Origin of the sequence: Stappia sp. MMSF_3263, assembly GCF_030733745.1 — a bacterium.
GTDB lineage: Bacteria > Pseudomonadota > Alphaproteobacteria > Rhizobiales > Stappiaceae > Stappia.
In genome coordinates this window covers 1-25843 of sequence record NZ_JASHIK010000031.1, presented here as the reverse complement: position 1 = coordinate 25843, position 25843 = coordinate 1, and the positions used below count along the sequence as shown (strand labels likewise).

Below are 25843 nucleotides of genomic sequence, written 5' to 3'. Positions count from 1 at the left end.
GCCTCTGGTATTCTCGCGGCCATCCGGTACAATTCCGTCAAGATCATGAAAAGGAATGGTGTTTTGGCGATCACTATCGCGGATGTCGCGCGGGAAGCGGGTGTTAGCGCTATGACGGTGTCGCGAGCGCTGCGCGAACCGGGCAAGGTTTCGGCAAAGTCGCTGCAAAAGATCCGCTCCGTTATCGACCGCCTCGGTTATGTGCCCGATCCGGCCGCCCGGGCACTCGCCGCGGGGCGTACCAATGTCATCGGCGTGATTGTCCCCTCGGTGACCAACAACGTGTTTGCCGATGTGATGGCGGGCATCTATTCGCGCGCCGAGGGAACCGACTGGCAGGTCCAGCTGGGCAACTCCCGCTATTCGCCGCTGGAGGAGGAGCGGCTGGTGCGCACCTTTCTCAGCCAGCGCCCGGCCGGGCTGATCATTTCCGGCATAGACCAGTCGGCCGCCACCGCAGCCGCGCTGCGTTCCGCCAGTTGCCGCATCGTCCAGGTGATGGAGACGGGCCCCGAGCCGTTCGACATGATGATCGGTTTTTCGCATCTGGAGGCATCGCGCGCCGCGGCTCGCCACCTGGTTGCCGCCGGCTATCGCAAGCCCGGCTTCATCGCCGCCCGGCTCGATCCCCGCACCCAGCGCCGTCTCGAAGGGTTTCGCGACATCGTCCGAGAAGCGGGCCTTATCGACCCCCGGCGGATCATCACCACGCCGCGCGCCTCGACCGTCACGCTTGGCTGCGAACTGACCGCCGACCTGCTCGCCCGCGCGCCAGACACGGACGCGATCCTTTGCAACAATGACGACCTGGCAATGGGCGCCCTGTTCGAGTGCCAGAGGCGCGGGATCGACGTTCCCCGCCAGATCGGCATTTGCGGCTTCAACGATCTGGAGATGATGGCCGTCGCCAATCCGGCGGTGACCAGCGTCAAGACCTACCGGCTCGACATGGGGCAGCGCGCGATGGAGATGATGATTGCCGCGCTCTCCGGCGAGGATCCACGGGAGACGTGGGTCGATCTCGGGTTCGAGGTGGTCGCGCGCGACAGCACGCGGGGACCTGCCCCGGTCTCCCGGATCGTTTAGCCCCGCTCGACGAGCGCCACATGCGCCTTGTCGGCGAGAATGCGCAGGGGCCGAAAGGCTCGCGTCAGCCGGTGCAAGGGCGGCTTGACCGGAGGACGAACCGGAACCGGTGCCTCCAGTCGTGTCGCCGGAGCAGGACCAAGGCGGGAGAGTTCCGCCGCAAGCACCGGAAAGAACTGGTGCTCCTCCATCAACCGCCGACGGTTCTCGCGCATCGCGCCTCGCACCTCGGGACGTGAGACCGGATCCTCCGCCAGGACGCGGACGATCCCGGCAAGCGCGCTGTCCGGTCGGGTGATGTCGATTGCGGTAAAGCCAAGCGGATCGAAATAGGCTTCCAGGTCCGGTCCGCCCGCGAAGATCGGATAGACGCCCGCCAGCAGCGGATCGGCGAGCTTCTCCGTCCAGCAATGCGGATCGAGATTGTTCTCCAGCACGAGATGATAGCGATAGCCGTCAAGTCCCTCGGCCTTGTCGGCGATCTCCTGGAACCCTCGGCCATAGATGTCGAGCCGCGCGCCCAGCGTCGCCTTGACCCGCCGCAGGAAGCGCAGACGCCGGACCTGGTTGCGGTTGAGCGTCTTGGTCGAGCAGACGGCGGAGAGAAGCGCGCGAGCGCCCTCTTCGCCCCGGCCTCCCGCACCCTCGCCGGCGATCGGGCCGGCTGCCAGTTCCGTATACGACTTGCGGGCCGTCGTTTGGGCCGAAGCGCCGATGCCGGCACCATAGAACCACGGCGTCAGGGGCTGGGTGTGAATCGCGATACCGTCGAAGTCGGGCAGGGGCGATGCGGTGAAGGCGACGCCGAACTGGGCGATGAACTGCGGATCGTAATGCTTGATGGAGGCCGGCTCGGGAAGGAAGACGATGCGGCGTTCCCGTGGCAGAGACGTGGTCAGGTCTCGGGCCGGATGGTCGAACACGATCAGCCAGTCGGCCTCCCCGCCCGCATCCGCGCCCAGACGCACGTCTATATCCTCCCAGCGACCGTCGCCCTGCGGCGATTGCCGCAACAGCAGATCGAACGCATGCGCGGTGGAAAGCTGAACGATCGTCATGAGAGATGCGCGGCCCCTGCCCCGGACACGCCGCGCCGATCGCGGCGAACGGAACGGCAAGCGATACCCTATTGAGACGAGGGGTCAAGACGCGGTGAACCGTCCGCAGATGGAAAAAGGGCCGCTTTCCGGTTCCGGAAAGCGGCCCTTTTCAGTCAGGCGCCCAGCGCCCGCCCGTATCAGCGGATATAGGGCGAGATGCAGGGACGGCGCGGGCCGTTATACGGCTGGAACGAATTGTCGCCCGGCCGGTACGAACGGTAGCGTTGGCTGCACCAGCGGTAGTGTGCCCGGCCAAATCCGCGCACCCGCGGCCGCGGCGCATAGTAGCGCGGACGATAGGTGCGCGGACGCCAGCGGCGACGCGGGCGCCAGCGATGCGGCCGGCCGCGATGCCAGGCTTTCGTCACCGTGCCGTCGGAGCGAAGCTCCGACGTATTGGCCACAAGCGGGGCAAGGGCCGCGGCTGCCGTTGCAGCCGTGGCGGCGCTGGCCGGCGTGGTGCTGCCGAAGCCGATGATAGCTGCGATGGCGAACCCCACCGCCGCGCATGTCTGTTTGAAACGCATGGCACTGTCTCCTCTCAGCCTTGCGATCTCCGGGTTCTTCATCACGGCAGACGAATGTGGTCATCCAGTGATGACGGCCCGGAGGCGGTTCCACCCGACCCGAACAGGCCGCGCGGCATGAGCCGACGCTGCAAGCGCCGCACACCATCGCAATCAGCGATCATGATGGGGAAAGGATAGCCGCGCTCGGTCGGCCTGACTGTGACGCACGTCATCAGATGTCACTTGTCGCCATTGGCCAGAAACAGCCGAAATGTCGATGACGCATATTGCCATTTGGCATCTTTTTCGTATATAAAGACAAAAGTCAAAGGACTGACGCCATGCCGGAACTGCATCTCGTATCGCCTGCGGCCCCTGCCGCCGCATCGGATTTCTCGACCGACGAGATCCGGGCAATGCAGCGCGCGACGATTGCCCTGTTTGCGCGCTGGGGGCTGTCCGACGAACAGGCAAGCCGTCTGCTTGGCGACATTTCGGTCCGCACCTACCAGCGCTGGAAGACGGGCACCTTCGGTCGCGTCGGTGTCGACCTTGCCGAACGCATGTCCAACCTGATGGGCATTCACAAGGCCCTGAGGCTGCTTTTTCGCGAAGCCGAACGTGGATATGGCTGGATTTCGCGGCCCAATGCGGATTTCGACGGCCGTTCGGCGCTGGACGTCATGCTGCAGGGACGCATCACCGACCTGATGCGGGTGCGCCGCTATCTTGACGCGCGCCGCGGCCAGTGGTGAGCATGCGAACCGCCAGGGTCGTCTGGCCGGACTACCGCCGGTTGATCGGCACCGCCTATCCGCCCATCGACCTGTTCGAGGACATTGCCGACCCGGCAGACTGGGACCTGCTTGGCGCGGCCGAAGGCAAGAGCAACCCGCGCCTTGCCGAGACGATCGGCAATCTTGACCTTGTGCCGCCCGTCCGGCGTGTCGGCGGACCGGGAGCCTCCTATGCGATGGCGCCGTTCACCCATGTATCGCCGGAGCGCCAGGGGCGTTTCCATGACGGCAGCTTCGGCGCCTTCTACGCGGCCAGGACTTTCGAAACGGCGCTGTTCGAGGTCACCCATCACCAGGGCCGCTTCTATGCGGCGACCGGCGAGGCGCCGGGCTGGATTGCCGACATGCGCGAACTGGTCGGTTCGATCGACGCAAGGCTCGCTGATCTGCGCGGGAGCCGAACGAGGGCGGAGAGCGCGGCTCTGCTCGATCCGGACGACTACACAGCCTCCCAGGCCTTTGCGCTCGCCTTGCGGCAGGACGGCGCCAACGGCATCGTCTACCCGAGCGTCCGGCACGAGGGCGGCGAATGCTTCGCCGCCTTCTATCCCGACGTGATGTCGATCCCGCTCCAGGCCAGGCATCTGACCTGCCACTGGGACGGAACGCGCATCGACATGGTCAAGATCCACGGAGACGGCGGCGGCGTGTGGCGTATCGAGGCGTGAGGGGAAGATGGTGGGCCCGGCAGGACTCGAACCTGCAACCAATCCGTTATGAGCGGACGGCTCTAACCATTGAGCTACAGGCCCATGACAGGGATCGATCACCAGCGAATCCGGTTCATCATCCCCGCACGATCTTTCCTATAGCACCTCACCAAGAGCTTGCAACACGGCACGCACCGGCAGGCGCGCAGCTCTTGCAACGGCATCGAAAGGACGCGACAACCGGGAACAAGGGAACGGGCCGAAAGACGGACCGCCGCAGCCACGCATCGGGGGCCTGATGCCGCAATTTCCACTAGCCGTCACGCTGACCCTCGTCTCGCTGTCGCTGTTCGGCTGGCTGCTGTCGGTGGGTCGCGCCCTGCTCCTGCCCTTCGTCATAGCCTTGCTGGTCTGGTACCTGATCGTGGCGCTCGCCGAGGCCATACGCCGGATTCCGCTCGGCCCCTTCCACCTGCCCTATTCCCTGGCCCTGGTCGCCGCGCTTGCCGCGATCTTCGGCATCTCCGTTTTCGTCGTCGACGTGGTCACCGCCAACCTCACCGACCTTGCCCGTGACGCACCGGTCTACCAGGCCCGGCTCGAGACCCTGTTCAACACCTACTCGCACAGGCTCGGCCTCGCCGATCCGATCGAGTTGCGCGACCTTGTTCCCGACAACGCGCTCAACCGCGCCATTGCTGCCGGCGCCAACGCCATCACCCAGATCGCCGGCTCCGCTTCGCTGGTTTTCATCTACGTGCTCTTCCTGCTGCTCGAACAGTCGACCTTCGACCGCAAGATGACCCGCCTCTTTTCCTCGCCCGGGCGCGCCGAGCTGGCTTTCATGATGCGGGCGCGCATCACCGAGGCGTTGCGCGACTATCTCGGCATCAAGACCGCGGTCAGCGTGCTGACCGGCCTGCTGACGGCCGGGCTCCTGTCGCTCCTCGCCTTGCCCTATGCCGCGCTCTTCGGCTTCATCGCCTTCGCCCTCAACTTCATCCCCACGATCGGCTCGCTGACGGCGGTGCTCTTTCCCGGCATCCTGGCGCTTGTCTATTTCGACAGCCTGACGCCATTCCTGATCATCGTCTTCGGCCTTGGCACGATCCAGTTCCTGATCGGCAACCTGCTGGAACCCCGCCTGATGGGCAACAGCCTCAACCTGTCCGGCCTCGTCATCATGCTGTCGCTGTCCTTCTGGGGCGCGATCTGGGGCGTGACGGGCATGCTGCTCTGCGTGCCGCTGACCGTCATGGTGCTGATCATCTGCGCCCAGTTCCCGGCCTCCCGGCCGGTCGCCGTGCTCCTGTCCGCCGACGGCGAGGTCGGCGAGCCGATGGTCGCCGGCGGAGACGCGAACAAGTCCTGATCCGCCCGAAAACCACCCGGGCAGCGCCTTTCGTCCGCCGCATTTGCTCGCGATGGATGCAACATCCGGGCGCCGCACAGGTCGCTGAGCCCGAAACAGGTTTGCAAACAAGCTGCTTGCGGGCGCTTCGTCCATCCCGACCAGGCGTCCGCGTGTCCGCAAGACTGAACAGGAGATACTTCATGCGTTCGCTTCAGACCGCCGGTCGCATTGCACTTTTCGGCGCGGCCGTCGCGCTTGCCGCCACGACGCTTCCCGCCCGGGCCGAGACGCCGCGCATCGCCACCATCGACATGGTCGGCACCGGCACGGTCACCGCGGCTCCCGACATGGCGATACTCACCAGCGGCGTCGTCAGCGATGCCGAGACCGCCGGTGACGCGATGAGCGCCAACACCGCCGCGATGAGTGCCGTGATCGCCCGCATCAAGGAAAGCGGCATCGAGCAGCGCGACATCCAGACCTCGGGCTTCTCGGTGCAGCCGCGCTACCGCCAGATCAAGAGCGGCAGCCTCGACAACACCGAGTATCGCTCCGAAATCATCGGCTACCGGGTTTCCAACAACGTCTCGGTGCGGGTCCGCGACCTGGCCAAGCTTGGCGGCCTGCTCGACACCATGGTGCGTGACGGCGCCAACCAGGTCGGCGGCGTCAGCTTCATCGTCAGCGACGCGGACAAGCTCAAGGACAAGGCCCGCAAGGAAGCAACGGCCGACGCCATCCGCAAGGCGGAAATCTACGCAGAGGCCGCCGGCATCAAGCTCGGCCGGGTGCTGTCGATCAGCGAGCAGGACTACTCCCCGCGCCCGGTCATGATGATGGCCCGCGCCGAAATGAAGATGGATGGGGCAGCGCCCGCGCCGATCGAGGCGGGCGAGACCTCCCTCGACGTGCGCGTCAACATCACCTGGGAAATCGCCCAGTAACGCTCTGTCGCCACATCGCCAAACGACACAGGGGCCGGTGCGGTTGATATCGTACCGGCCCTTGTTGTCCGCGTTCCGCGCTTTGCCAGCCAGACCTGGCTCCAGGAGCCTACCGGCGGTTCAGGCGCGTTGCCGCCCGCCCGCCCGCGTGTCGCAGATCGGCTGGTCTTCCATGGCGACCGGTACGGCGCAGGCGGCGCATATCGCCTCGTCGAAGGGCATGGGCCGGGCATAGAAGTATCCCTGCGCCAGCCCCGCACCGGCATCCCGGACAAACCGCGCGTCTTCCTCCGTTTCGACGCCCTCCACCACCACCAGCCGCCCCCCCGATGACAGTGCGGCGATCATGCCGCCGAGCAACCGCGGGTCCTTCTCCCGATAATGAAGCAGGCTCCGGTCCAGCTTGACGATGTTGGACGGCATCGCGAACAGCCGCAGCAACGAGGAGTATCCCTTGCCGAAATCGTCGATGGCGATCGCCGACCGGCGATGACGCAGGTCGGCGATGATGTCGGCAAGGGAGCGCGAGCCCAGATAGTCGCCTTCGAGCATTTCAACGATCAGTCCCGAGGCCTTGTCCGCACCCTCGAACACCTCGTCGAATATCTCGACGAAGTCGGGAGCCGTCAGCTGCGCCTCGGCAAGATTGATGCTGACGCAGATGCCGCCGCGATCATGCGCCCGGAGTTGCCCGATCACGTCCCGTGCCGCCTGCAGCGTCCGGCGCGTGAGATCGCCGGCAAGCCCGATACGGATCGCGGCCTCGACCGCCAGATCGGCGCGCACGCTTGCCCCGCCTTCGCGCGGCAAAACCCGCAGCAGAAGCTCGAACGCACGGATGCGCCCGCTCTGCGGGCAGACGATCGGTTGCGCGAAATGGGTAACGCGTCCGTCCGCAAGGGCGCATTCGTACTCGCGCACCGGAAGTCGCGACGACAATCCCGGAGCGGCCTCTTCTCCCCCGTGGCGGTTGACGGTTTTGCGACCTTGCACCTTGGCCGAGAGCAAGGCGGCACTGGCCCCGAAACCAAGTTCGGCGCCATCGGCCACATCGGTCGGGAAATGGGCGTATCCGGCCGATACCGAATAGTAGATGCTGGTGTTGTCGAGCTGTTCGAAGTCGAAGCTGAACGCGGTCTTCACCCGCCCGATGATCTCCTCGCTCGCCGTTTCCCCTCCAAACAGCAGCACGCCGAACTCGTCACCGCCCAGACGATACGCCTGCCCCGTCTCGCCGGCAAAATCCCGGAGATAAGCGGCAAAGTCCTGCAGGGTCCGGTCTCCGGCGACATGGCCGAAGTGATCGTTGATGAACTTGAAATAGTCGATGTCCAGCAGCATGAGGGCAACGGATCCGCCGGAGGAGACAGTCTCCTTCAGTGCAGCATCGAAGGCACGGCGGTTGGCCAGACCGGTCAGCGGATCGATGGTCGCCTGCTCGGAAAGATGCGAGACGGTTTTCTCGAGTTCCACCGAGATCGCATCCAGCTCGGCGATCTCGAACATCGCACTCGGAGAGGTCCGGCCTTCGGCTTCCGTGCGCCTGCCGACGGCCGTGCCTCGAACCGACCTGCTCGCCGGATCCTGGACGAAGCGCGCCAGCCGTTCGATCGGCACCACGATCCGCCGCTTGATGAAAAGATAGTTCGCAAGCGACACCATCGTCGTGCAGGCAATGATCGAAATCATCCCGATCAGAAGGTCCACCAGCACACTGCGTCCGCGCGAATAGTCGACCTCGACGACAAGCCTGCCCGCGTCCTGCCCCCTGTAGGTCAGGGAGTAGGAGACGGTCGCGCCATCCTCGTAGCGGGGCGGGTCCTCGTCGGCCGCCCCGGTCGGGGGGCCGCGATCCGGACTGGTCGGCTTCCTGTTTTCCAGGACCTGCAACGTGTCGCCGAAAGAGTCCAGAAGACTTGCGCGCCGGACCCAGGGCACAGATTCAAGCGGACTGAGCGCGAAGGCGGCCATCGCCTCGCTGGAACTGAAGGCGGCGATCGTCGCGTTGGGGCGGATTGTTTCCAGCGTGTGGTCGACAATGTCTTCCAGGGACTTCCTGTTGATCTCTTTGGACAGGACGAAATAGATGGTCAGGAAGGCAGCAATGAAGCCCAGGGTCAAAATCAGGAACCGGCCAAGCAGGTAGTGCGCCAATGGTTTAGTTGAGTAATTTTCAGTTGTTTTTCAACCATGGCAGGCATTCACCTCACAAAAGTCAATCTTCGCGAGCGTTTGAGCGGAAGAAAAAGTTTCTACTCAAACTAAAGTCAGTCACGCGTTGATTCTGAAAACGATACAACTTCACGCAAAACGCACAAGGTATATTGAGAGGGAAAATTGTCCCGCCGTCGCAAGAAGTTGCGGGTGCAGGGCATCGATGCTCTAATCGAGCATGAATACACGCGAGTGCACATGGCAGTTTCGGAGGTGAGCACCATGGTCATAGCAGCCCGCACCGCCTTGATGTTGCTGGCCCTGTCGGGCCTGCCCGCTCACACGGATACGGCCACCGCCCAGGAGCCTGTACGAACCGTAACGGAAGTGTTTTTTCCTTTTCAGTATGTCGACCCTTCCGCGAACCAGAAGGGCTACGTCGCAAGCATCATGCAAGAGGTGCTGGCCGGGGCCGGGCTCAGCACGGATGTCGAGTACCTGAACTGGACGAAGGCCTACAAGACGGCCGAGCGTGTCCCGAACACGCTGATCTTCTCGATGATGCGGACGCCAAAACGCGAGACAACCTTCCACTGGATCGCGCCGGTGGCGAAGATCCCGCCAGCGGCACTCTTCTCTGCCGCAGAGCGAAACCTGCCGACCTATCCCGAGATTGACGGCTACAAGGCGCACAGCGTCTGCGCACAGGAGGGAACGCCACCGTACAATGCACTCGTGGAGAGCGGCTTTGAAGAGGGGGTGAACCTTTTCCCTCTGATCGACGTGGCCTTCTCCTCGATGATCCTCGATCAGTCCCTCGGACCCGTCGACCACGGCTGGTACGAACTGCTGCTGACGGGGCGCTGCGAATACCGTGTGACCGTACCTGTGTCGATGTGGGCAAGAACGACTCTTTCCGGCCGCCCGAAGGCGGCGATCGTCCAGCATCTCGACGTACCGGACCCCGGAGGGGCATCGCCGCTTCTCTATCTTGCCGCCAACATCCGGACAGAGCCCGAGATCGTCAATGCGGTCTCCAGGTCGTATGAGCGTCTCAATCGCAGCGGTCGTCTCCGGGAAATTTGCGAAACCGAACTCCCCAACTACAGGGAACACTGCGAGATCTTCGCAAAGCCGGAATGACCGGGCCTGTCACCCGACTGACAATCCGCTTCGCATCCAGACCTGAAGTTGCTTGCGGCTTGCGGCGGCCTCACCCAGGTCGGGCCAGTCAAAGCCGACCGTGAGGCCATTGGCTGGCGCATAGCCTCGCTTCCTCCAGAAGGGATCGAGCGGTGTGTAGCCGGCCGGTCGCAAGGGATGATTCGTCGGTCGGATCACCGCACAAAACGCCGCCGTATCGAAGCCGAGCGCGCGGGCATGCGCCTCGCGGGCGTCGAAAAAAGCATGACCGATGCCGCGTCCGCGCCAGCCGGAGTCGAGCACGGATTCGGCGAAATAGTAGATGCCGGCCGGGTCGAGCCCTGCCCGCTCGAAAGGCATGCGAAAATCCTCGACCTCACCGGCAAGTGGCTGACCTGTCGCCGCTCCGACGAGACGCTCTCCCGCAAAAGCACCAACAACAACCGCTCCTGGAGCATTCGCATACCGCGCCAGATAGGTTTTCTCATAAGAAGCCGAGCCGTCATACAGATAGGGCCACTCACGAAACACGCGCACCCGCAAGTCCGCGAGTGGCGCAATCGAGCGCTCTATTTCCTTACCCGTCAAAGTAACGAGATCAACAGGCATGTTTTCTTGACGATTCTTCTTTTCCATGACGGGCCCCTGCATTCATCACAGGTCGGAAATGCGTAAAACACGCATTGCATCGCAGCACGAAGCACCCTATAGCATGCCCGTTCGGGACTGAACCCGGGTTTCATCTGCTGGTTGGGGAGACCGCCATGTCTGACGACGGCCTCTTCCAATTGGGGATGGACTTGGAGGCTCGTGACTGTGAGGGACGGGATTTTACCGCCTTCGTCGAGCCGAGAAGCACCACCCATACGGAAGACAACACATCCACCGCGCCTGCGGCTCATCTGCAGGACGATCGCCTTGATCATTTCATTGAGAGGGCGGGCGTTCGCTGTGCCGGATCGCATCTGATTATCGACCTCTATGACGCGTCGCGTCTCGACGACCTTCCCTATATCGAGGAAGCGTTGAAGACCTGTGTCGAGGAGGCCGGCGCAACACTGTTGCACATTCACCTGCACCCGTTCGAACCGACGGGTGTCAGCGGCGTTGCCGTGCTCGCGGAAAGTCACATCTCGGTCCACACATGGCCCGAGGCCGGCTATGCGGCCTTCGACGTGTTCATGTGCGGCGACGCCAAGCCCGAGCGCTGCGTCGAGGTGCTGGAACGCGCCTTCCGCCCGGGACGCTCGCAAGTCAGCGAATTGCTGCGCGGGAAGGAAGTCGCATGAGCGGGCTGTTCTTCAACGAGACGCTCTACCCGGGCGTCGAGGTGAAATATGCCTGCGACGACATCCTCTTCCAGGATCGCTCCGAGCATCAGGATCTCGTGCTGTTCACCAACCCGGTGTTCGGCAAGGTCCTGATGCTCGACGGCATCACCCAGGTGACGACCGCCGATGAGTTCATCTATCACGAGATGATGGCGCATGTGCCGATCCTCGCCCACGGGGCGGCGCGCGAGGTGCTGATAGTCGGCGGCGGCGATTGCGGCATGGCGGAGGAGGCGCTCAAGCACAAGGGCGTGGAGCGTCTCACCCAGGTCGAGATCGACGACGCCGTCGTCGATTTCTCCAAGGCGCATTTCGCCGATTTCAACGCCTCCGTCTTCGCCGACGACCGCTTCGACCTGGTGATCGCCGACGGTGCCCGCTATGTGGCGGAAACAGATCGTCGTTTTGACGTGGTGATGGTCGACAGCACCGACCCGATGGGCCCGGGTGCCGTGCTCTTCACGCAAGAGTTCTATCGCGGCGTCCATCATTGCCTGAAGCCGGGCGGCGTGCTGGTTACCCAGAACGGCGTGCCATTCCTGCAGAAGAGTGAGCTCGTCACCTCGATCCGTCATTTTTCGCAGATCTACAAGGACGCCTCCGCATATGTGGCGGCGATCCCGACCTATTTCGGCGGCCACATGGCGCTCGGCTGGGCCAGCGACGATACCTTGCTGCGCCGGGTGCCGCTCGAGGTTCTGGAACAGCGCTTCGAGGAGGCGGCGATCGACACGCGCTACTACCTGCCGGACGTTCATGCGGCGGCCTTTGCGCTGCCGCGCTTCATCCGCGACGCCGTCGAGGAGGGCCGCAAGGCCGGCTGAGCCTCCTTGGATAGGAAGAGCACCAAAGCCGCTGCCCTGTTGGGGCGGCGGCTTTTTTGCACTCAGTCCCGCGCTTCCAGCCAGCCGGCAAGCCCCGCCCGGTCGCCGGAAATCACCCCTTCGGCCACCCAGCGACCGACGGCGGCGCCGAACTTGTAGCCATGACCCGAGCAGGCCGAGACGATGGTTGCCCGCTCATCGCCGGTGACGAAGAAATGCTCGTCGCAGGTGAACGTGTAGGCGCAGGTGACGACCTCTGTAACGCGGTACTCCGCAATCCGCGCGAAGGGCGGGCCAAAATGGTCGCGCAGCCGTTCGCCTTCGCCCGGTTCCGCCACGCGCTTCTCGTCCGCCCCGGCGCGGACCTTGTGGATGCCAGCGCCGACCTTCAACCCGGCGCCGCGCACCGGCGGCAGCACATAACCGTCGACCGTCCCGCCGACGTCGAGAATGACCGGCGCGGCCTCCCACGCGGCAACCAGATCCGCGGGCGGGGCGAGATAGGCCACCGCCGTGCGATAGCCCGTGAGCCGGTCGGACAACTGCGGAAACAGTTTCAGCACCCAGGCTCCGGCGGTCACCACCACATGATCGGCGACAAGTTCCTCGCCGCCGGCAAGCCGCACAGCCCCGCGCGCCGGATCGACAGCCTCCGCCCGCGTTTCCGCCCGGACGTCGACACCGGCACGGGTCAGCCAGGCCAGCAAACCCGCACCGATATGCCGGCAGAGCAGCACCCCGCCTTCCGGGCTGAAGGCGGCGGAATGGATCGTTGCCTCGTCAAGGAAGGGATGGCGGCGGGCGGCCTCGCCCGCGCTCATGTCCTCCACCGGATAGCCGCCTGCCACCAGACTGTCGCGATAGGCAACGGCCGCATCCCGCCCCGTCTGCGAGACAAGCAGGAAGCCAGTGTCGACGAGATGCTTTTCTCCAAGATCGTCCCACATTTCGTCCCAGGCCTCGTAGGCCTCGCCGATGCGTCGCTGGTAGCCGCCCTGCGCCCCGTAGGCCCGCCGAATGATGCGGTGATGGTCGCCGGAGGCCGACAGCGGGTTGGGGACGGGTCCCTGCTCGAGCAGCGTCACCTCGACGCCGCGTTTCGCCAGCGACCAGGCGGTGGACAGGCCGGAAATGCCGGCGCCGACAACGATGACCTTCATGGAGATCTCCTTGACCCGCCCGGCCGCCTCAGGCGCCGACCTGGGCGACCCAGTCCTGAAGATTGTAGTAGGTGGCGATCCGCGAGATCCGCCCCTCGCGAATGTCGAAGAAGGTGCCGGCCGGCAGGCGATAGGTCTGGCCCTGCGCCTCCGGCAAGCCCTCGTCGGTGACAAGATAGGTGCCGGAAACGATGAATTCGGCGGCCGCCCGCGTGCCCTCGGCATTCACGAAGATCACGATGTCGGACAGCTCTTCCCGGTAGCAGCGGGTCATATGCGCGTTGAAGGCGGTGAAGAGTTCGCGGCCCTGGCGCCGGCCCCCCTGGTTGACGTCATGGGCGACATCGTCGGTGACGAGCGCCAGCATCGCGTCGGTGTCGCCGGAATTGAAGGCGGCATAATAGCGTTCGATGAGGGAGCGGGCGGCGGCATTCGGCATGATGGAAACCTGTCGGGGCTTGCGGCGCGCGGAACACGGCGCGCGAACGGGCTGGACGACCATCATCGTCCAGCCTCCCGGTCCGGGGCAAGTCGCGCCGAAAGCCTTTCCACGCCTGAGCGCAGCGATCCGGCGACAACCATCCTCAGGCGGTCGGAACCGCGTCCTCGGCATATTGCGCCAGGAACTCGGCGCTCGGCGGGATCGGCTTGATCACGTCGATGAGCACGCCGTTCGGGTCGCGGGTGATGAAATGCCGCTGGCCAAACGCCTCGTCACGGATCGCCAGCAGCACCGGCAGCCCGGCCGCCGTCACGCGGTCATACTCCGCATCGACATCCTCCACCTCGAAGTTGAGTAGCAGGCCGGCGACAGACTGGCCGCGCGCCGCCTCGGGGATCGTCTCGTGCCGCCCGTCGAGAATGGCAAGGTTGACCGACGGATCCTCGCTCGACTGGAGATGCACATACCAGTCGGCCGAAAAGGCCCTGTGGAAGCGGAAATGCGTCTCGTAGAACCGCGCCGTGCCGTCGACGTCGCCGGTCATCAGAACCGGATAGTAGCTGGTCGTCTTCATCTCGTTTCGTCCTCTGTTGCCTCGCCCGTACCGTTCGGGTCGTCTGCCTCGTTTCAGCCTGCCTCCCGGACGCTCCGCTTGTCGCCGAGCGGAGCGCTTTCCGGCCGGCCCCGCTTGCGGGTTCCGGTGGCGCCGTGTCACATACATACTGGTTGTATCTATATACATACATTCTGACTGTATGTAAACTGATGAAACGCGATCCGTGCGAACACAGTTGCGGAAGCTCCGGGCCGGAAGCTCCGGATCGGAGGCGCCGAACATCGGAGGCCCGGGCAGGAAGCGCCCGGCAAACGGGGCATCGCGGGACAGTAACGGCGGGACGAGGAGCGGAAACGATGACGGGAAACAACGATGACCGGGAAGGAGCCGCAAGGTCGGAGAGGGCCGCCAACGATGCCGGACGGAACACGGCACCGCCGCGCACCGACTGGCGGCGCGGCAAGGGGCGCGGCAACGAGGAGCGCTCGGCGGAGATGCGCGAGCAACTGATCGCGGCCGGTCGCAGGCTTTTTGCCGGGAAGGGTTTCACCGCGACCGCAACGCCGGAGATCGTCGCCGAGGCCGGCGTGACGCGCGGCGCGCTCTATCATCACTTCGCCGACAAAACCGCGCTCTTCGCAGCCGTCTTCGAGGCCGAGACCCGTATCGTGGCCGCCGAGATCGAGGCAGGCTCAGTGGGCAGTGCCACCGCCCGGGACGCACTTCTTTCCGGCGCCCGCGCCTATTTCGCCGCGATGCGAAAGCCGGGCCGCTGCCGCATCCTGCTGGTCGACGGGCCGGCGGCGCTCGGCCCGGCCGAGGCCCAGCGCATCGACGCGCTGCATGCTGGCCGGACCCTCCGCGAAGGGCTGGATATTGCCACCAGCACGGGCGCGATCCGCGCCCTGCCGGTCGAGGCCCTGTCAACGGTGCTGTCCGCCGCCTTCGACCGCGCCGCGCTGGATATCGCCGGCGGCGCGGAGGAAGAGGGCTTCATGGCAGTCTTCGAGGCGCTGGTCGACGGCCTGATGCCGGGGTGACGTGCCCCCTGATCAGGCCGCCTGACGAAGTTCGCCAAGCGCCTCGTCCAGGCTGACCTGCCCCAGGAAGGCGCCTGTCGACACCGCCGTCTCGCCATCCTCCAGCGCATGGGCGAAACGCACCGCCGGGTCGTCGTGGAGCCGCTCGAACAGGCCCTGCAGCCCCGGCCAGGCAGACCGGTCCGGCAAGCCGTGATAGTCGGCCCAGCGCGCGATACCGTAGAAATAGGCGTCTGCCAGCGTCGGCTTGTCGCCGAGCAGGAACGGTCCCTCCCCGAGCATGACGGCAAGGTCCGCATGCGCCTTTTCAAGCTGTATCGCGCCGAAGTCCCGCAAGGCGGCCTTCGCCTCGTCCCCAAGCTCGTGCTCGTAGGCGTACCAGAGCGGGGAAAAGCCGCCGAACAGCGCCGTGTTGAGAAAGGCGAGCATCTGGTTCAGCCGGTCGAATCCGGCCGTCCCTTGCGCGAAGGCAAGACCCGAGCCGACCCCGTGCGGTGCGAGATGACCGAGAATGGCCATGCTTTCGGACAGCAGTCGGCCATCGGATGTGAGCAGGCTCGGCGTCTCGGCCACCGGGTTGACGCGTTGGTAGGCTTCGCTGCGGATCTCCTCGCTCAGCATGTCGATGCGGCAGAGCCGATAGGGGATCTGCAGCCATTCCAGCGCCACGATGGAGCCGAAGGAGCAGCCCGCAGGCACCCCGTAAAACAGGATGGGGGTCATGATGTCATCTTCCCTTGGTTGGGGACGAGGGGTCTCGTCCGCATGCCGGGAATATGCGATCATGGACCTTCAGGCTGTAGAGGGCGGTTCGCCCTCTTAAGGTCCACAAATATGGACATTCATCCGTGTACAATCTCAACGACCTGCGCTTTTTCGTCCAGGCCGTGGACTGCGGCGGGTTCGCGGCTGCCGGCCGGCTGACCGGCGCGCCGAAATCGACCGTAGCCAAGCGGGTGGCGGAACTGGAGCGCCAGTTGGGCGCCCGCCTGTTGCAGCGTAGCTCCCGCAGTTTCCACCTGACCGATCTCGGCCGCGACGTCTACGAACATGCCCGCGCCGCCGTGATCGAGGCGGAAGCCGCGGAACAGGCCGTGAAGCGCCGGCTCGCCGAACCGAGCGGGCTGGTCCGCTTGACGACCTCGGTGCCGGTCGCCCGGTTTCACCTTGCTCCGCGCCTTGCCGGGATCATGCAACGCCACCCGAAGATCGAGCTCCGCCTCAATGTCAGCGATCGCTTTGTCGATCTCCTGCACGAGGGGTTTGACATCGCGGTGCGAAGCCATGCCGGTCCCTTGCCCGATTCCGGCCTGGTGCAGCGGCGCATGGGCGTGGAAACCGTAATCCTCGCAGCCTCCCCGGAGTTTCTCGCCCGCGCCGGTACGCCGCGAACACCGGCGGAACTGGAGAGTTTCGAGACGATCGGAACGGGCAGCGATGCTCCCTGGCCCCTCACCCATGAGAGCGGAGAGCAAGCAAGCCTTGTCCCGCGCATGCGCCTGTCTCTCGACGAGGCCGGCATGCTGCTTGCCGCCGCCGAGGCCGGACTTGGCGTCACCTGCCTGCCGGAGACTGTCGCGCAAACCGCCCTTGCCGAGGGCCGCCTCGTCCGCCTGCTTCCCGGCTGGCGGGCCGGCACGATCACGACCACCATCCTCACCCCGCATCGGCGCGGCGTGCTGCCGTCCGTTCGCGCCGTGGTCGAGGCGTTGCTCGAAGCGTGAGCCGGTCTCCTCAGCTCATGAGCTGGAACAGCAGGCCCGACAGCACCGCACCCGTCAGCCCGAGACCGATATAGGCTGCAAAGACCGGCAGCCGAACCAGAGACCACACCGCCGCCATCGCCGGGACAGAACTGACCGCCCCGGCGATCATGAAGGCCATGGCGGCCCCCGCCGTCATGCCCTGCTCCATCAGCCCGGCGAGAAGCGGCGGCGCCACATATGAGTTGAGATAGGCCGGCATGCCGACCAGCGCGGCCAGGATCACCGGCAGCACGCCCTCGCCGCCGACGACACCGGCGACCAGGTCTGCCGGCACATAGGTGACCAGCAGCGCCTCGATGACATAGGCGAGCGCCAGCCACTTGGCCAGGAACAGCGCGTTGGCGGCAAGTTCAGAGCGGAACGCCTCGCCGCGCTCCTCCTCCTGCCAGAACCGCCAGACGGGCGCGCCGCCGAACACCTTCTTGCGGCAGCACGACCCGCCCGCGACGGCCCGGGCCGGCTCGGCGAAGGCACCGCCCGCCACCATCGCCTTGACCGCGAAGCCGCCGAAAAGGCCGAGCGCCACGGCGAACCCCGCCTTGGCCAGCGCGAAGGGCCAGCCAAGCGCGGCCGCCGTGATCAGCAGCGTCGGCGGATCGATGAGCGGCGAGGACAGCCAGAAGGCCATGATCGCCGAGAGCGGCGCGCCGATGGCGAGCAGCCCGGCGATGAAGGGAATGACCTGGCAGGAACAGAAAGGCGCCAGCCCGCCGAGCAGCGCCGCCAGCACGATCGCCTGCGTCTCGCGGCCCTGGAAGGCGCGCCCGACGATTGCCTGCGCGCCGGTCGCCTTCAGCCAGGCGATCAGCAGCACCGCGACGGCGAGATAGGGCAGCGTAGAGACGAAGGCGCTGGCGGCGAAGGCGACGATCTCGCCGGTGCGTGCCGAATCGAGAAAGGCGACCGCGAGCGGCGTCAGCGCCACCGCCGTCCAGGGCGAGGCAAGCCGCGCCAGCCCGCCCCTCAAATCCCGCAAGAAGGCATGCGAAAGGGTTCGCCGGCCGGCGGCCGGCGTCATCAGGCTATCGGTCATTTCGCAGCTCCGTTCTGTCGATGCGTTTCGCAAGCCGGGGCGGACGGACCTGCCCCGTCTTGCGACGGCGGTCAGGTTGCCGGGGGATTTCGCTCCTCGGCGCAGCATTCCCTCATCAGGAAACCGGCGAGCCGGTCGAGATGGTCGAAGGCGGCGCGGCTGATCACCGCGCGGCCCGCCTTTTCCTGGGTGATCAGCCCTGCGGCGGCAAGAAAGCGCAGATGATGGGCGAGCGTCGAGGCGGCCATGCCCGTGCGTTCCTGGATGTCGCCGACGCTAAGACCGCGATTGCCCGCACGGACCAGCGCCAGCACCACGGCCAGCCGCGCCTCCGAGCCGATCGCCGCAAAGCCCTGCGCCGCTTCCTCGATGTCGAGGATGCGGGTTCCGGGCAGGTTGTCGTTCGATGTCTTTATCACCATAAAACCAGTTTTGTGGTTTTATTCGCCCGAAGTCAACGGGCGCGGCGATCCCGCCGCGCCCGCATCAGCAAGGTCCGTCCGTCAGGCTTGCCGGTTCAGGCGGCGCCGCGCATCCGGTCGATGCTCAAGGGGCCGGGGCCGGCCGCCGCGAGATAGAGGAAGGAGAAGCAGTAGAGCGCGGCCAGTTCGCCGCCATTGAGAATCGGGTAGAAGTTCTGCGGCGCGTGCACCATGAAATAGCCGACCGCCATCGTGCCCGAGGCGAGGAAGGCTGCCGGCCGGGTGAACAGGCCGAGCACGATCAACGCGCCGCAGACCAGCTCGATGACGCCGGCTGCCCCGCCCATGGTCATCGGCGAGGCGCCGGACATCTGCGTTGCAGGCAGGCTGAGATACTTGGTCGTGCCGTGCTGGAGGAACAAAAGCCCGGCCGCGATGCGGAAAACGCTGAGCAGCGGCGCGGAATAGCCTTTCAGGAAATTCATTCAACCCTCCTTCGTGCCGCGCTCCGGAAGTTCTGGGCACAGCGCCCGGCGCGGCAGATGCCAGCCTATGCCGGAATACGACGAAAGTGGGAGACCCCTGACGCGAATGTGAGGGGAAAAGGGGGCTCAGGTTTCGACCGCGTCCTCGTTGTCGCTGTCCGGCTTGTCGGCTTCGCTGATCTTGTCTTCGTCGGAAGCGTCAGGAACAGTGTTTTCCTTCTCCCATTTCTCAAGCCACTTGTCGGCCAGCTTCAGCAACCGATCCACCTTGCCGAAGCCTGCGGCCGCTGCGGCAATGCCTGCAACCGGACCGAAAACACCGCCTACCAACGCCGCAATGGCGATAATCGTGGCGGGTCGCGCCATGGCACCAGCGCCGTCAGCGATGCCATCGACGACCTTGCTCCGCGCCTTGTCGTAAATATCGGACGCAAGTTGCTTGGCCTCCCGAGTAAACGCGTTGTCGAGAGCAACCCGCGCAATGGACGAGAGCGAGTTGCGAACGACAAGCGCATAGTCGGCAATCCGTTTCTGCCGCACGGCCGGAGGTGCCGGCTCGGTCGCCAATGCCTCCATCGTGCGCAGCGCTTCGACGGCCGACGGGCCCACAACCTCGGGACGCCCGGCCGCCTCGTCGACAATCTCGTCGAGCCGAGCCTTGACGACCTCAACCTCCGACGGCTCGATGGCGAGTGCCGTGATCTCGGCCTCCAACTCGCGCAGAGAGGGAAAATAGCCTTGCAGGTCCCTTGCCGTCTCGGACAGGTCGATCAGCGCCGCCAGCGCGTCCGGATACAGGAAGTGTTCCTCGTCGCCCGGACTGGAATAGGCCTGAGCGTCAGCCTCCACCGAGCGGGCGCGTGAGCGCAACAATGCCGGCCGCAAGTCCGCAACATTCTCGGGCAGTACAGAGAGAAGGCCCTGAACGGACGTAAGGACCCGCTTATCGGCGTTGCTGCGCTCCAACCTTTCCGCCAGGGACTCGGCCTTGCGCCGCGTCTCGTCCAACAGGATCTGGGCGCCTTCCGGATCGGACGCGATGTCCGCCGGAGGCGCGGCTTCCAAGCGGTTGTCTTGCCAGCGGAAACGATAAGCGGCCGGCGCCTGCGCTTCCACATTTTGCAGGGCGTCGTCGACATCGTGGGCGAGCTTGGCTTCGCCGTCCTCAGACGTGTCGGCAGTTCCACCATCCTCAACATGCCACTTCGGATGCACATAGACACCCGGCGCTGTACGGATGACCCGGCCGCTCCGCGCAAGATCGCTCAGATGCCACCCAATAGTGGTGTTGGGCGGTGGTGGCTCGAACGTCGTGCAATATTCACGGATTTCGGCAACCGATACCGGACGGCTCACCACTTCAAGAAACGAAACAATAAACTCGGGAACCGTATCCCCCTCGCTACGCTTAGCGGTGGGCAGCCGGTAACCCGCGATCTCGGCAATTTCCTCAAGAATGTCCTCCGCCGAGCGCTTCTCCGTAACGGTCCAGAACTCACCCGGCTGTGTGGCGATGGTGATATCCGCTTTTTCGCCAAAGAGACTACGCGGCTTCGCATTGCGAGGTTCGGGCAGCAAGGCACGATACCAGTCAACGATCAGCCGCCATTCTGTCCCCAAGCCATCTCCAGACGCAAATCTCTCCAGTTCGGCCGATACCCAGACAGGTTGCGCCAGATGATAGCGGGAGGCATCGCGCGAGAACGAACGCCAGAGCGGCTGACCAATCAGTCCACGTCCCCCATCATTTCCGGAGGTCTCAAGCCAGTGACGGTCACTCTCGACGGCCCACCACATGTTTCTTTCCTGAACATCGGCGGGCAGACCATAGCGAGAGGCGGTGGCTCTGGCGGCTCTGGCGGCGTAGGCGGCGGCTCTGGCGGCGTAGGCGGCGGCTCTGGCGGCGTCGGCGGCGGCTCTGGCGGCGTCGGCGGCGGCTCTGACGGCGTAGGCGGCGACGGCGGCTCTGGCGGCGGCTCTGGCGGCGTCGGCGGCGACGGTCATTTCGCGGCTTGGATATTTTGGCGCAAGCCGCGAAATGAAGTTCGCCCTCAAGACCTGCAGGATCAACCCCTGCTTTCGAACAGTATCAAAACGCTCGTCGGAGACCGCATGGATGTCCAACACCAGCGGAAACACCCGCAGTGCTGCACGCACGGCGATCACCTGCGCCCAGTCGGCCGGCTTGTCTGCCAACCACGCTTCCAGTGCTTCCCGGCTGTCGATCTTCGGCCGTTCGTCTTCTTCCGCCAAGCCTGCCCCCGCAGTGCCGCGCCGCAGCGCTTCCCCGCTGCCAGTCTGGCGGGAGCGCGGAGAAACAACAACCTCTTTTCATGAAGCTTTCGGGGCTCTCCCGGCACCCGGCGGAAGCCCGCCGAGGGCTCAGTTCCCCGGGAAGCCGCGCGTGGACCATTCGGCGCGCGGGACGGGTTCGCCGACCCGGTGGGTGAAGCTCTCTACGCGGGTGACGCCGGCATTGAGCTCGCAGCGGAAGGCAAGCTCGTACCACTGACCGCCGGCGCGAAACGCCGCCCGGCGCGGCTGCAGCACGTTGCCCGCCTCGAAGCGGAAGGAGGGCAAAAGGTCGGCATGATAGGGCGGCGTCGCGGTGCGCAGCTGCGCCCGCAATTCGGTCATGCAGAGCAGGTCGACGCGGGCGGCCTGCGGCATGCCGTTCATTGCCGTGCGCATACGCGGGTCATCGGATAAGTCGCGCGAGAACAGCCGCGTCGCCGTGGTGCCGCCGGCGATTTCGCCGCCGCCGCCCCCTTCACCACCGCCCCCTGCCCGCCGGCGCGTGGCCAGGGCACGCGACACCGCCTCGGCCCGGGCGCCAAGATCGGCAAGCGCGGCAAGATCGATCCGCTCCCCGGCCGCTGCCGGCGCCGCAAACTCGGCCGGCTTTTCGCGGGGCCGCGCCCGGGTATCGGCCGGCGGCAGGCCGGACGCGGGTGCCGCGACCTCGCCGGGCCCCTCGCCCGGCACCGCCAGCACATCGGGCTCTCCGACCGCCTCCGCCAATGCATCCGCTATCCCGGCAGCCTCGGCATCGGCAACCTCGGCATCGGTGGCGGCATTCGCATCCGCTTCCGCCTGCTCGCCCGAAGCCTGCACCGCCTCGGATTGTCCGGCCGTATCCTCCTCCGCCGCATCGGCAAGGCCGCCGGTATCGCCCTCGTCTTCCCGCCCCTCCTCCAACCCGTCTTCCGTTCCCTCGCCAGCCGGCGCGCCGGCTGCATCCTCGCGGCCCTGCACGCCTTCGCCGGCCTCCGCCTGCGAAGAGACCTCGTCCCTTGCCGCCTCCGGCGTCTCCTCGATACCTTCCCGCAAGCCGGTCTCGCCGGCGCGCTCGGAGCTGCCGCCGTCCTCCTCGGCGAATTCCGTCACCGGGATCAGAACGCGCGGCGTTGCCTGAGGGGGAACCGCCGGTTCGGGCAGGGCCGCAACTTCGGGCTTTGCGATTTCCGGTTTCTCTTCCTCCGGTTCCTCCACTGCCGGCGGTTCGGCCTCGGCCTGCTCGTTTTCCGGCAAGGGCGGCGGCGCCGCCGCGTCCGCTTCCTCCTCAGTCTCCTGCTCTTCCGGTGTCTCCTCCTCCGGCACCGCCTCCTCTTCCTGCTCCTCCTGCACTGCCTCCTCGGCGGCCGGAAAATCGACCAGCACCACCTCGACCGGCTCATCAAGGAAGGGGCGCAGCTCGCGCACGCTGTCGCCGCCGAAGAAAACGGCCCAGGCAACCGCCACATGCAGCATCAGGGACAAGGCGATGCCACCGCCACCGCGCGTGCCCGGCCCGCGCGCCGGGAGCCGGTCATCCGCGCCGCGCATCTCGGCCTGCGGCATCGCCCCGACATCCGCGCCCGGTTCGCCGCGCCCGGCAACCGGCATCGACGCGGAGACGGGCACGGAGACCGACACCGGCACAGGCACGGGCAACGTCACGCCGTCACGGGGCGTGACGTCAAAACCCGGTTCGCGCTTGTCGTTTGGCGTGTCGAGGGTCAGGGCCCGTTGCTCTCTCTGGTGTACCGTGGCCGGCCGCGTGTCGCATGTCGGCGCAACCCCATGGGTACCCCAGCTTCGGGAAAAATGGGAGGCGGCACCTGCGCGCGCCGCCCGTCTCGCGCATGCGTGATCGAGGCCCCTCCCGCCTCATCACGGCCGGGATTGCCAATGGATCCCGGCACGGCGCTTCGCTTGGCCGGGATGACGCCAGGAAAGACGAAGCGACCTGGCCCAAAAGACAGGGCCCGGCGTTGCCGCCGGGCCCGTTAAACTGCCTGAAACCCAGATCGACCGACGCGTCAGCTGTCGAGGAACGAGCGCAGCTTGCGCGAGCGCGAGGGATGCTTGAGCTTGCGCAGCGCCTTCGCCTCGATCTGGCGGATACGTTCGCGCGTCACCGAGAACTGCTGGCCGACTTCCTCCAGCGTGTGATCGGTGTTCATGCCGATGCCGAAGCGCATGCGCAGCACGCGCTCCTCGCGCGGGGTAAGCGAGGCCAGAACCCGCGTCGTCGTCTCGCGCAGGTTCGACTGGATCGCCGCGTCGATCGGCAGCACCGCGTTCTTGTCCTCGATGAAGTCGCCCAGGTGGCTGTCTTCCTCGTCGCCGATCGGCGTCTCGAGCGAGATCGGCTCCTTGGCGATCTTCAGCACCTTGCGGACCTTTTCCAGCGGCATCTGCAGCTTCTCGGCCAGCTCCTCCGGGGTCGGCTCGCGGCCGATCTCGTGCAGCATCTGGCGCGAGGTGCGCACGATCTTGTTGATCGTCTCGATCATGTGCACCGGGATGCGGATCGTGCGGGCCTGGTCGGCGATCGAGCGGGTGATCGCCTGTCGGATCCACCAGGTCGCATAGGTGGAGAACTTGTAGCCGCGCCGGTACTCGAACTTGTCGACCGCCTTCATCAGGCCGATATTGCCTTCTTGGATCAGGTCGAGGAACTGCAGGCCGCGGTTCGTGTATTTCTTGGCGATGGAGATGACGAGGCGCAGGTTTGCCTCCACCATCTCCTTCTTGGCGATGCGCGCCTCGCGCTCGCCCTTCTGCACCATCGAGACGATGCGGCGGAACTCGGCCGTCTCCAGACCGGTCTCCGAGGCAAGGCTCTGGATCTCCTGGCGCAGCTCGCGGATCGTCTCCTTCTCGGAGGCGACGAAGTTCTTCCAGCCCTTGGAGGCGAGATTGGCGACCTTGCGGATCCAGTTCGGATCGAGTTCGTTGCCCTGGTACTGCTTGAGGAAGTCGCCGCGATCGACGCCGTGGCTGTCGGCCAGGCGCAGCAACCGGCCCTCGTAGCCCATCAGCCGCTTGTTGATGTCGTAAAGCTGCGCCACCAGCGCGTCAATGCGCTGCTGGTTGAGCGACAGGCTCTTGACGTCGACGACGATGTCTTCCTTGAGCTTCTTGTAGCGGCGCTCCTGGGAGGGCGACAGGGTCTTGTTGGCGAGCTTGTTCTCCACCAGCTGGTCCTGCAGGCGGCGCAGCTTCTTGTAGTCGTCGGCGATGCGGTCGAAGGTCTCCAGAACCTTCGGCTTCAGCTCGGACTCCATCGCCGAGAGCGAGATGTTCGCCTCGAACTCGTCGTCGTCGTCACCCTCTCCCTCGCCTTCGGTCTGGCTCTCGCCGTCGGCGCCATTCTCGCCCTTGGCGCTGCTGTCGCCATCCTTGGCGGCCGGACGCTCCCCCTCGCCGTTGCCCTCGCCGGATGCGGTGCTGTCCTCGTCGCCGTCCTCGCTCTCGTCCTCCGCGCCTTCCGGCTTGAAGTCGGGCCCCGAATAGGTCGCCTCGAGGTCGATGATGTCGCGCAGGAGGACCTTGCCCTCGTTCAGTTCGTCCCGCCAGATGATGATAGCCTGGAAGGTCAGCGGGCTCTCGCATAGCCCGGCGATCATCGCCTCGCGGCCAGCCTCGATGCGCTTGGCGATGGCGATCTCGCCCTCGCGCGACAGCAGCTCGACCGAGCCCATTTCGCGCAGATACATCCGCACCGGATCGTCGGTACGGTCCGTCGGCTCCTTGGCCGGCGTCTTGGCGACCGCCGTCGGCCCGGCCTCGACGATCTCGCCGCCCTCGCGGTTGTCGTCGGCCTGGGCCTCCTCGGCCTCTTCTTCCTCGATGACGTTGATGCCCATGTCGGAAAGCATCGCCATCGTGTCCTCGATCTGCTCCGACGTCACTTCCTCGGAGGGAAGGACCTCGTTGAGCTCCTCGTAGGTCACATAGCCGCGCTTCTTGGCGAGCTTGATCATCCGCTTGACCGCGGCATCGGACAGATCCAGAAGCGGACCGTCAGAGGTCTCGGTCGCGGGTTCCTGGCTCTCTTCAGCCTGCGTCGATTTCGCTGCCATTGTCTTCTCCGGCCCCCCGGCCCGAACGGGCCTGGCGCTGTCGCGTTTGATCCTGGATGCGCCCGAAACCGCGTTCCCGTCACGCCGCCGCATGAGAGCGGACGCGGCGGCCATCGCGTTTCCAGGCCCGGCCCCTCCCCCTGTCGCCAACGCGCCCAGGCCGGCGGGACCGGAAAATTCAGTTCACGGCCCGTCGCCGGGCACCCGAACGGCTCGCCAATTCCATCGAGGCGCGCAAGCCAAGGGCCGCACGCCATCCCGTGGAACACGCCCGGCGCCGTTCGATCATCAGTGTTAGTCGATGTCCGTTAAGTGCCACTTAACCCTGCAAATCGGTTCGACAAGCCGCGAGTGTTACCGGACTTGACCGGCCGGCGCATAACGCTCCGGCCGTCCGGTTCCGCATGGGGTATAGGTCAGCGGGTTGATTTCGTGCCGCCTTGTCGGTCCCTGATCATGCATTACGTCCCGATGCGGGCTCATTGGGCCCTGGGCTTCGCATGAATGGCCTGGCGCGGCGCCGGATGCTGCCTGATCTGCTTATTTAGCGCAAAGGTCCGGATTCGCAAGAGTGATTCGTGACCAGTCAATCGAATAGGTTGCTTGCCCCCAGCCATGTTGCCGGCCCGGGTCAGCGCGGCGATGACGCCATTGCCCCGCCCGACAGCCTGCCCCCCGCACCCGCCGTGCCCGAGAG

At 65.6% G+C, this 25843-nt stretch carries 24 protein-coding genes and 1 tRNA gene; 10 read left to right on the top strand and 15 right to left on the bottom strand.

Annotation, left to right across the window (positions count from 1 at the left end):
* The first annotated feature begins 45 nt into the window (after window positions 1-45).
* Window positions 46-1086, top strand: coding sequence for a LacI family DNA-binding transcriptional regulator (locus RBB46_RS21775; RefSeq protein ID WP_306031158.1), 1041 nt, complete (start codon window positions 46-48; stop codon window positions 1084-1086).
* On the opposite strand, the gene RBB46_RS21770 is transcribed toward RBB46_RS21775, so the two are convergent.
* Together RBB46_RS21770 and RBB46_RS21765 are read right to left on the bottom strand one after the other, a co-directional pair.
* Window positions 1083-2144 carry a hypothetical protein gene (locus RBB46_RS21770; protein ID WP_306031157.1) on the bottom strand — a complete coding sequence of 354 codons (1062 nt, stop codon included), beginning with the start codon at window positions 2142-2144 and terminating at the stop codon, window positions 1083-1085. The genes RBB46_RS21775 and RBB46_RS21770 overlap by 4 nt on opposite strands.
* A 179-nt stretch (window positions 2145-2323) precedes the next feature.
* Window positions 2324-2713, bottom strand: coding sequence for a BA14K family protein (locus RBB46_RS21765; protein WP_306031156.1), 390 nt, complete (start codon window positions 2711-2713; stop codon window positions 2324-2326).
* Between the two features lie 323 nt (window positions 2714-3036).
* On the opposite strand from RBB46_RS21765, the gene RBB46_RS21760 reads away from it, so the two are divergent.
* Both RBB46_RS21760 and RBB46_RS21755 read left to right on the top strand, forming a co-directional pair.
* Window positions 3037-3450, top strand: a complete 414-nt coding sequence (locus RBB46_RS21760) for an MbcA/ParS/Xre antitoxin family protein (protein WP_306031155.1) — start codon at window positions 3037-3039, stop codon at window positions 3448-3450.
* A 2-nt stretch (window positions 3451-3452) separates the two neighbouring features.
* Window positions 3453-4160, top strand: coding sequence for an RES family NAD+ phosphorylase (locus RBB46_RS21755; RefSeq protein ID WP_306031154.1), 708 nt, complete (start codon window positions 3453-3455; stop codon window positions 4158-4160).
* An 8-nt stretch (window positions 4161-4168) separates the two neighbouring features.
* Here the strand turns inward: RBB46_RS21755 and RBB46_RS21750 are convergent.
* A tRNA-Ile gene (locus RBB46_RS21750) sits at window positions 4169-4244 on the bottom strand.
* A 196-nt stretch (window positions 4245-4440) separates the two neighbouring features.
* On the opposite strand from RBB46_RS21750, the gene RBB46_RS21745 reads away from it, so the two are divergent.
* Together RBB46_RS21745 and RBB46_RS21740 are read left to right on the top strand one after the other, a co-directional pair.
* Window positions 4441-5514, top strand: a complete 1074-nt coding sequence (locus tag RBB46_RS21745) for an AI-2E family transporter (RefSeq protein WP_306031153.1) — start codon at window positions 4441-4443, stop codon at window positions 5512-5514.
* A 182-nt stretch (window positions 5515-5696) separates the two neighbouring features.
* The gene (locus RBB46_RS21740; RefSeq protein ID WP_306031152.1) at window positions 5697-6440 is read left to right on the top strand and encodes an SIMPL domain-containing protein; all 744 of its coding nucleotides are present in this window, start codon (window positions 5697-5699) and stop codon (window positions 6438-6440) included.
* Between the two features lie 120 nt (window positions 6441-6560).
* Here the strand turns inward: RBB46_RS21740 and RBB46_RS21735 are convergent, their stop codons facing one another.
* Complete coding sequence (locus RBB46_RS21735; protein ID WP_306031151.1) at window positions 6561-8594, bottom strand: EAL domain-containing protein; 2034 nt, start codon at window positions 8592-8594, stop codon at window positions 6561-6563.
* Between the two features lie 210 nt (window positions 8595-8804).
* Here RBB46_RS21735 and RBB46_RS21730 point away from each other — a divergent pair, with 210 nt between their 5' ends.
* Window positions 8805-9737, top strand: coding sequence for an ABC transporter substrate-binding protein (locus tag RBB46_RS21730; protein WP_306031150.1), 933 nt, complete (start codon window positions 8805-8807; stop codon window positions 9735-9737).
* Window positions 9738-9746: 9 nt separating this feature from the next.
* On the opposite strand, the gene RBB46_RS21725 is transcribed toward RBB46_RS21730, so the two are convergent.
* Window positions 9747-10373 carry a GNAT family N-acetyltransferase gene (locus RBB46_RS21725; RefSeq protein WP_306031149.1) on the bottom strand — a complete coding sequence of 209 codons (627 nt, stop codon included), beginning with the start codon at window positions 10371-10373 and terminating at the stop codon, window positions 9747-9749.
* Between the two features lie 128 nt (window positions 10374-10501).
* On the opposite strand from RBB46_RS21725, the gene speD reads away from it, so the two are divergent.
* A complete protein-coding gene (gene speD, locus RBB46_RS21720) occupies window positions 10502-11026 on the top strand; it encodes an adenosylmethionine decarboxylase (RefSeq protein WP_306031148.1) in 525 nt (174 codons plus the stop codon).
* Window positions 11023-11892, top strand: a complete 870-nt coding sequence (gene speE / locus RBB46_RS21715) for a polyamine aminopropyltransferase (RefSeq protein WP_306031147.1) — start codon at window positions 11023-11025, stop codon at window positions 11890-11892. Before speD ends, speE begins: the two co-directional genes overlap by 4 nt.
* A gap of 62 nt (window positions 11893-11954) precedes the next feature.
* On the opposite strand, the gene RBB46_RS21710 is transcribed toward speE, so the two are convergent.
* The 3 genes from RBB46_RS21710 to RBB46_RS21700 all read right to left on the bottom strand — a co-directional run bounded on the left by RBB46_RS21710 (window position 11955) and on the right by RBB46_RS21700 (window position 14068).
* Window positions 11955-13052 (bottom strand): FAD-binding oxidoreductase, encoded by a 1098-nt coding sequence (locus tag RBB46_RS21710; protein WP_306031146.1) that lies wholly within the window; start codon window positions 13050-13052, stop codon window positions 11955-11957.
* A 28-nt stretch (window positions 13053-13080) separates the two neighbouring features.
* Complete coding sequence (locus RBB46_RS21705; protein ID WP_306031145.1) at window positions 13081-13491, bottom strand: ketosteroid isomerase-related protein; 411 nt, start codon at window positions 13489-13491, stop codon at window positions 13081-13083.
* Window positions 13492-13636: 145 nt separating this feature from the next.
* On the bottom strand, window positions 13637-14068 hold the full coding sequence (locus tag RBB46_RS21700; RefSeq protein ID WP_306031144.1) for a VOC family protein: 432 nt from the start codon (window positions 14066-14068) through the stop codon (window positions 13637-13639).
* Between the two features lie 476 nt (window positions 14069-14544).
* Here RBB46_RS21700 and RBB46_RS21695 point away from each other — a divergent pair, with 476 nt between their 5' ends.
* Window positions 14545-15090: a TetR/AcrR family transcriptional regulator gene (locus tag RBB46_RS21695; protein WP_306031167.1), complete on the top strand. Its 546-nt coding sequence runs from the start codon at window positions 14545-14547 to the stop codon at window positions 15088-15090.
* A gap of 12 nt (window positions 15091-15102) precedes the next feature.
* Here the strand turns inward: RBB46_RS21695 and RBB46_RS21690 are convergent, their stop codons facing one another.
* Window positions 15103-15813, bottom strand: coding sequence for a glutathione S-transferase family protein (locus RBB46_RS21690; protein WP_306031143.1), 711 nt, complete (start codon window positions 15811-15813; stop codon window positions 15103-15105).
* A gap of 125 nt (window positions 15814-15938) precedes the next feature.
* Here RBB46_RS21690 and RBB46_RS21685 point away from each other — a divergent pair, with 125 nt between their 5' ends.
* Window positions 15939-16814 carry a LysR family transcriptional regulator gene (locus RBB46_RS21685; RefSeq protein ID WP_306031142.1) on the top strand — a complete coding sequence of 292 codons (876 nt, stop codon included), beginning with the start codon at window positions 15939-15941 and terminating at the stop codon, window positions 16812-16814.
* A gap of 10 nt (window positions 16815-16824) precedes the next feature.
* Here the strand turns inward: RBB46_RS21685 and RBB46_RS21680 are convergent, their stop codons facing one another.
* From RBB46_RS21680 to rpoD, 6 genes are all read right to left on the bottom strand, one after another.
* Window positions 16825-17889 (bottom strand): permease, encoded by a 1065-nt coding sequence (locus RBB46_RS21680; protein WP_306031141.1) that lies wholly within the window; start codon window positions 17887-17889, stop codon window positions 16825-16827.
* Window positions 17890-17960: 71 nt separating this feature from the next.
* Window positions 17961-18311 (bottom strand): helix-turn-helix transcriptional regulator, encoded by a 351-nt coding sequence (locus RBB46_RS21675; RefSeq protein ID WP_306031140.1) that lies wholly within the window; start codon window positions 18309-18311, stop codon window positions 17961-17963.
* 95 nt (window positions 18312-18406) lie between these two features.
* On the bottom strand, window positions 18407-18796 hold the full coding sequence (locus tag RBB46_RS21670; RefSeq protein WP_306031139.1) for a DoxX family protein: 390 nt from the start codon (window positions 18794-18796) through the stop codon (window positions 18407-18409).
* A 126-nt stretch (window positions 18797-18922) separates the two neighbouring features.
* Window positions 18923-21049, bottom strand: a complete 2127-nt coding sequence (locus tag RBB46_RS21665) for a hypothetical protein (protein WP_306031138.1) — start codon at window positions 21047-21049, stop codon at window positions 18923-18925.
* Window positions 21050-21178: 129 nt separating this feature from the next.
* Window positions 21179-22723, bottom strand: a complete 1545-nt coding sequence (locus tag RBB46_RS21660; protein ID WP_306031137.1) for a DUF930 domain-containing protein — start codon at window positions 22721-22723, stop codon at window positions 21179-21181.
* Window positions 22724-23097: 374 nt separating this feature from the next.
* Window positions 23098-25146: an RNA polymerase sigma factor RpoD gene (rpoD, locus tag RBB46_RS21655; protein ID WP_306031136.1), complete on the bottom strand. Its 2049-nt coding sequence runs from the start codon at window positions 25144-25146 to the stop codon at window positions 23098-23100.
* Between the last annotated feature and the right edge of the window lie 697 nt (window positions 25147-25843).

What these genes read in the sequence shown, in the direction of transcription:
- speD (WP_306031148.1), top strand. Translation starts at nt 10,502, where the DNA reads ATGTCTGACGACGGCCTCTTCCAATTGGGGATGGACTTGGAGGCTCGT.
- RBB46_RS21765 (WP_306031156.1), bottom strand. Translation starts at nt 2,713, where the DNA reads ATGCGTTTCAAACAGACATGCGCGGCGGTGGGGTTCGCCATCGCAGCT.
- RBB46_RS21695 (WP_306031167.1), top strand. Translation starts at nt 14,545, where the DNA reads ATGCGCGAGCAACTGATCGCGGCCGGTCGCAGGCTTTTTGCCGGGAAG.
- RBB46_RS21670 (WP_306031139.1), bottom strand. Translation starts at nt 18,796, where the DNA reads ATGAATTTCCTGAAAGGCTATTCCGCGCCGCTGCTCAGCGTTTTCCGC.
- RBB46_RS21690 (WP_306031143.1), bottom strand. Translation starts at nt 15,813, where the DNA reads ATGACCCCCATCCTGTTTTACGGGGTGCCTGCGGGCTGCTCCTTCGGC.
- RBB46_RS21705 (WP_306031145.1), bottom strand. Translation starts at nt 13,491, where the DNA reads ATGCCGAATGCCGCCGCCCGCTCCCTCATCGAACGCTATTATGCCGCC.
- RBB46_RS21700 (WP_306031144.1), bottom strand. Translation starts at nt 14,068, where the DNA reads ATGAAGACGACCAGCTACTATCCGGTTCTGATGACCGGCGACGTCGAC.
- RBB46_RS21675 (WP_306031140.1), bottom strand. Translation starts at nt 18,311, where the DNA reads ATGGTGATAAAGACATCGAACGACAACCTGCCCGGAACCCGCATCCTC.
- RBB46_RS21725 (WP_306031149.1), bottom strand. Translation starts at nt 10,373, where the DNA reads ATGGAAAAGAAGAATCGTCAAGAAAACATGCCTGTTGATCTCGTTACT.
- RBB46_RS21710 (WP_306031146.1), bottom strand. Translation starts at nt 13,052, where the DNA reads ATGAAGGTCATCGTTGTCGGCGCCGGCATTTCCGGCCTGTCCACCGCC.
- RBB46_RS21680 (WP_306031141.1), bottom strand. Translation starts at nt 17,889, where the DNA reads ATGACCGATAGCCTGATGACGCCGGCCGCCGGCCGGCGAACCCTTTCG.
- rpoD (WP_306031136.1), bottom strand. Translation starts at nt 25,146, where the DNA reads ATGGCAGCGAAATCGACGCAGGCTGAAGAGAGCCAGGAACCCGCGACC.
- RBB46_RS21740 (WP_306031152.1), top strand. Translation starts at nt 5,697, where the DNA reads ATGCGTTCGCTTCAGACCGCCGGTCGCATTGCACTTTTCGGCGCGGCC.
- RBB46_RS21745 (WP_306031153.1), top strand. Translation starts at nt 4,441, where the DNA reads ATGCCGCAATTTCCACTAGCCGTCACGCTGACCCTCGTCTCGCTGTCG.
- RBB46_RS21755 (WP_306031154.1), top strand. Translation starts at nt 3,453, where the DNA reads ATGCGAACCGCCAGGGTCGTCTGGCCGGACTACCGCCGGTTGATCGGC.
- RBB46_RS21770 (WP_306031157.1), bottom strand. Translation starts at nt 2,144, where the DNA reads ATGACGATCGTTCAGCTTTCCACCGCGCATGCGTTCGATCTGCTGTTG.
- RBB46_RS21760 (WP_306031155.1), top strand. Translation starts at nt 3,037, where the DNA reads ATGCCGGAACTGCATCTCGTATCGCCTGCGGCCCCTGCCGCCGCATCG.
- RBB46_RS21775 (WP_306031158.1), top strand. Translation starts at nt 46, where the DNA reads ATGAAAAGGAATGGTGTTTTGGCGATCACTATCGCGGATGTCGCGCGG.
- speE (WP_306031147.1), top strand. Translation starts at nt 11,023, where the DNA reads ATGAGCGGGCTGTTCTTCAACGAGACGCTCTACCCGGGCGTCGAGGTG.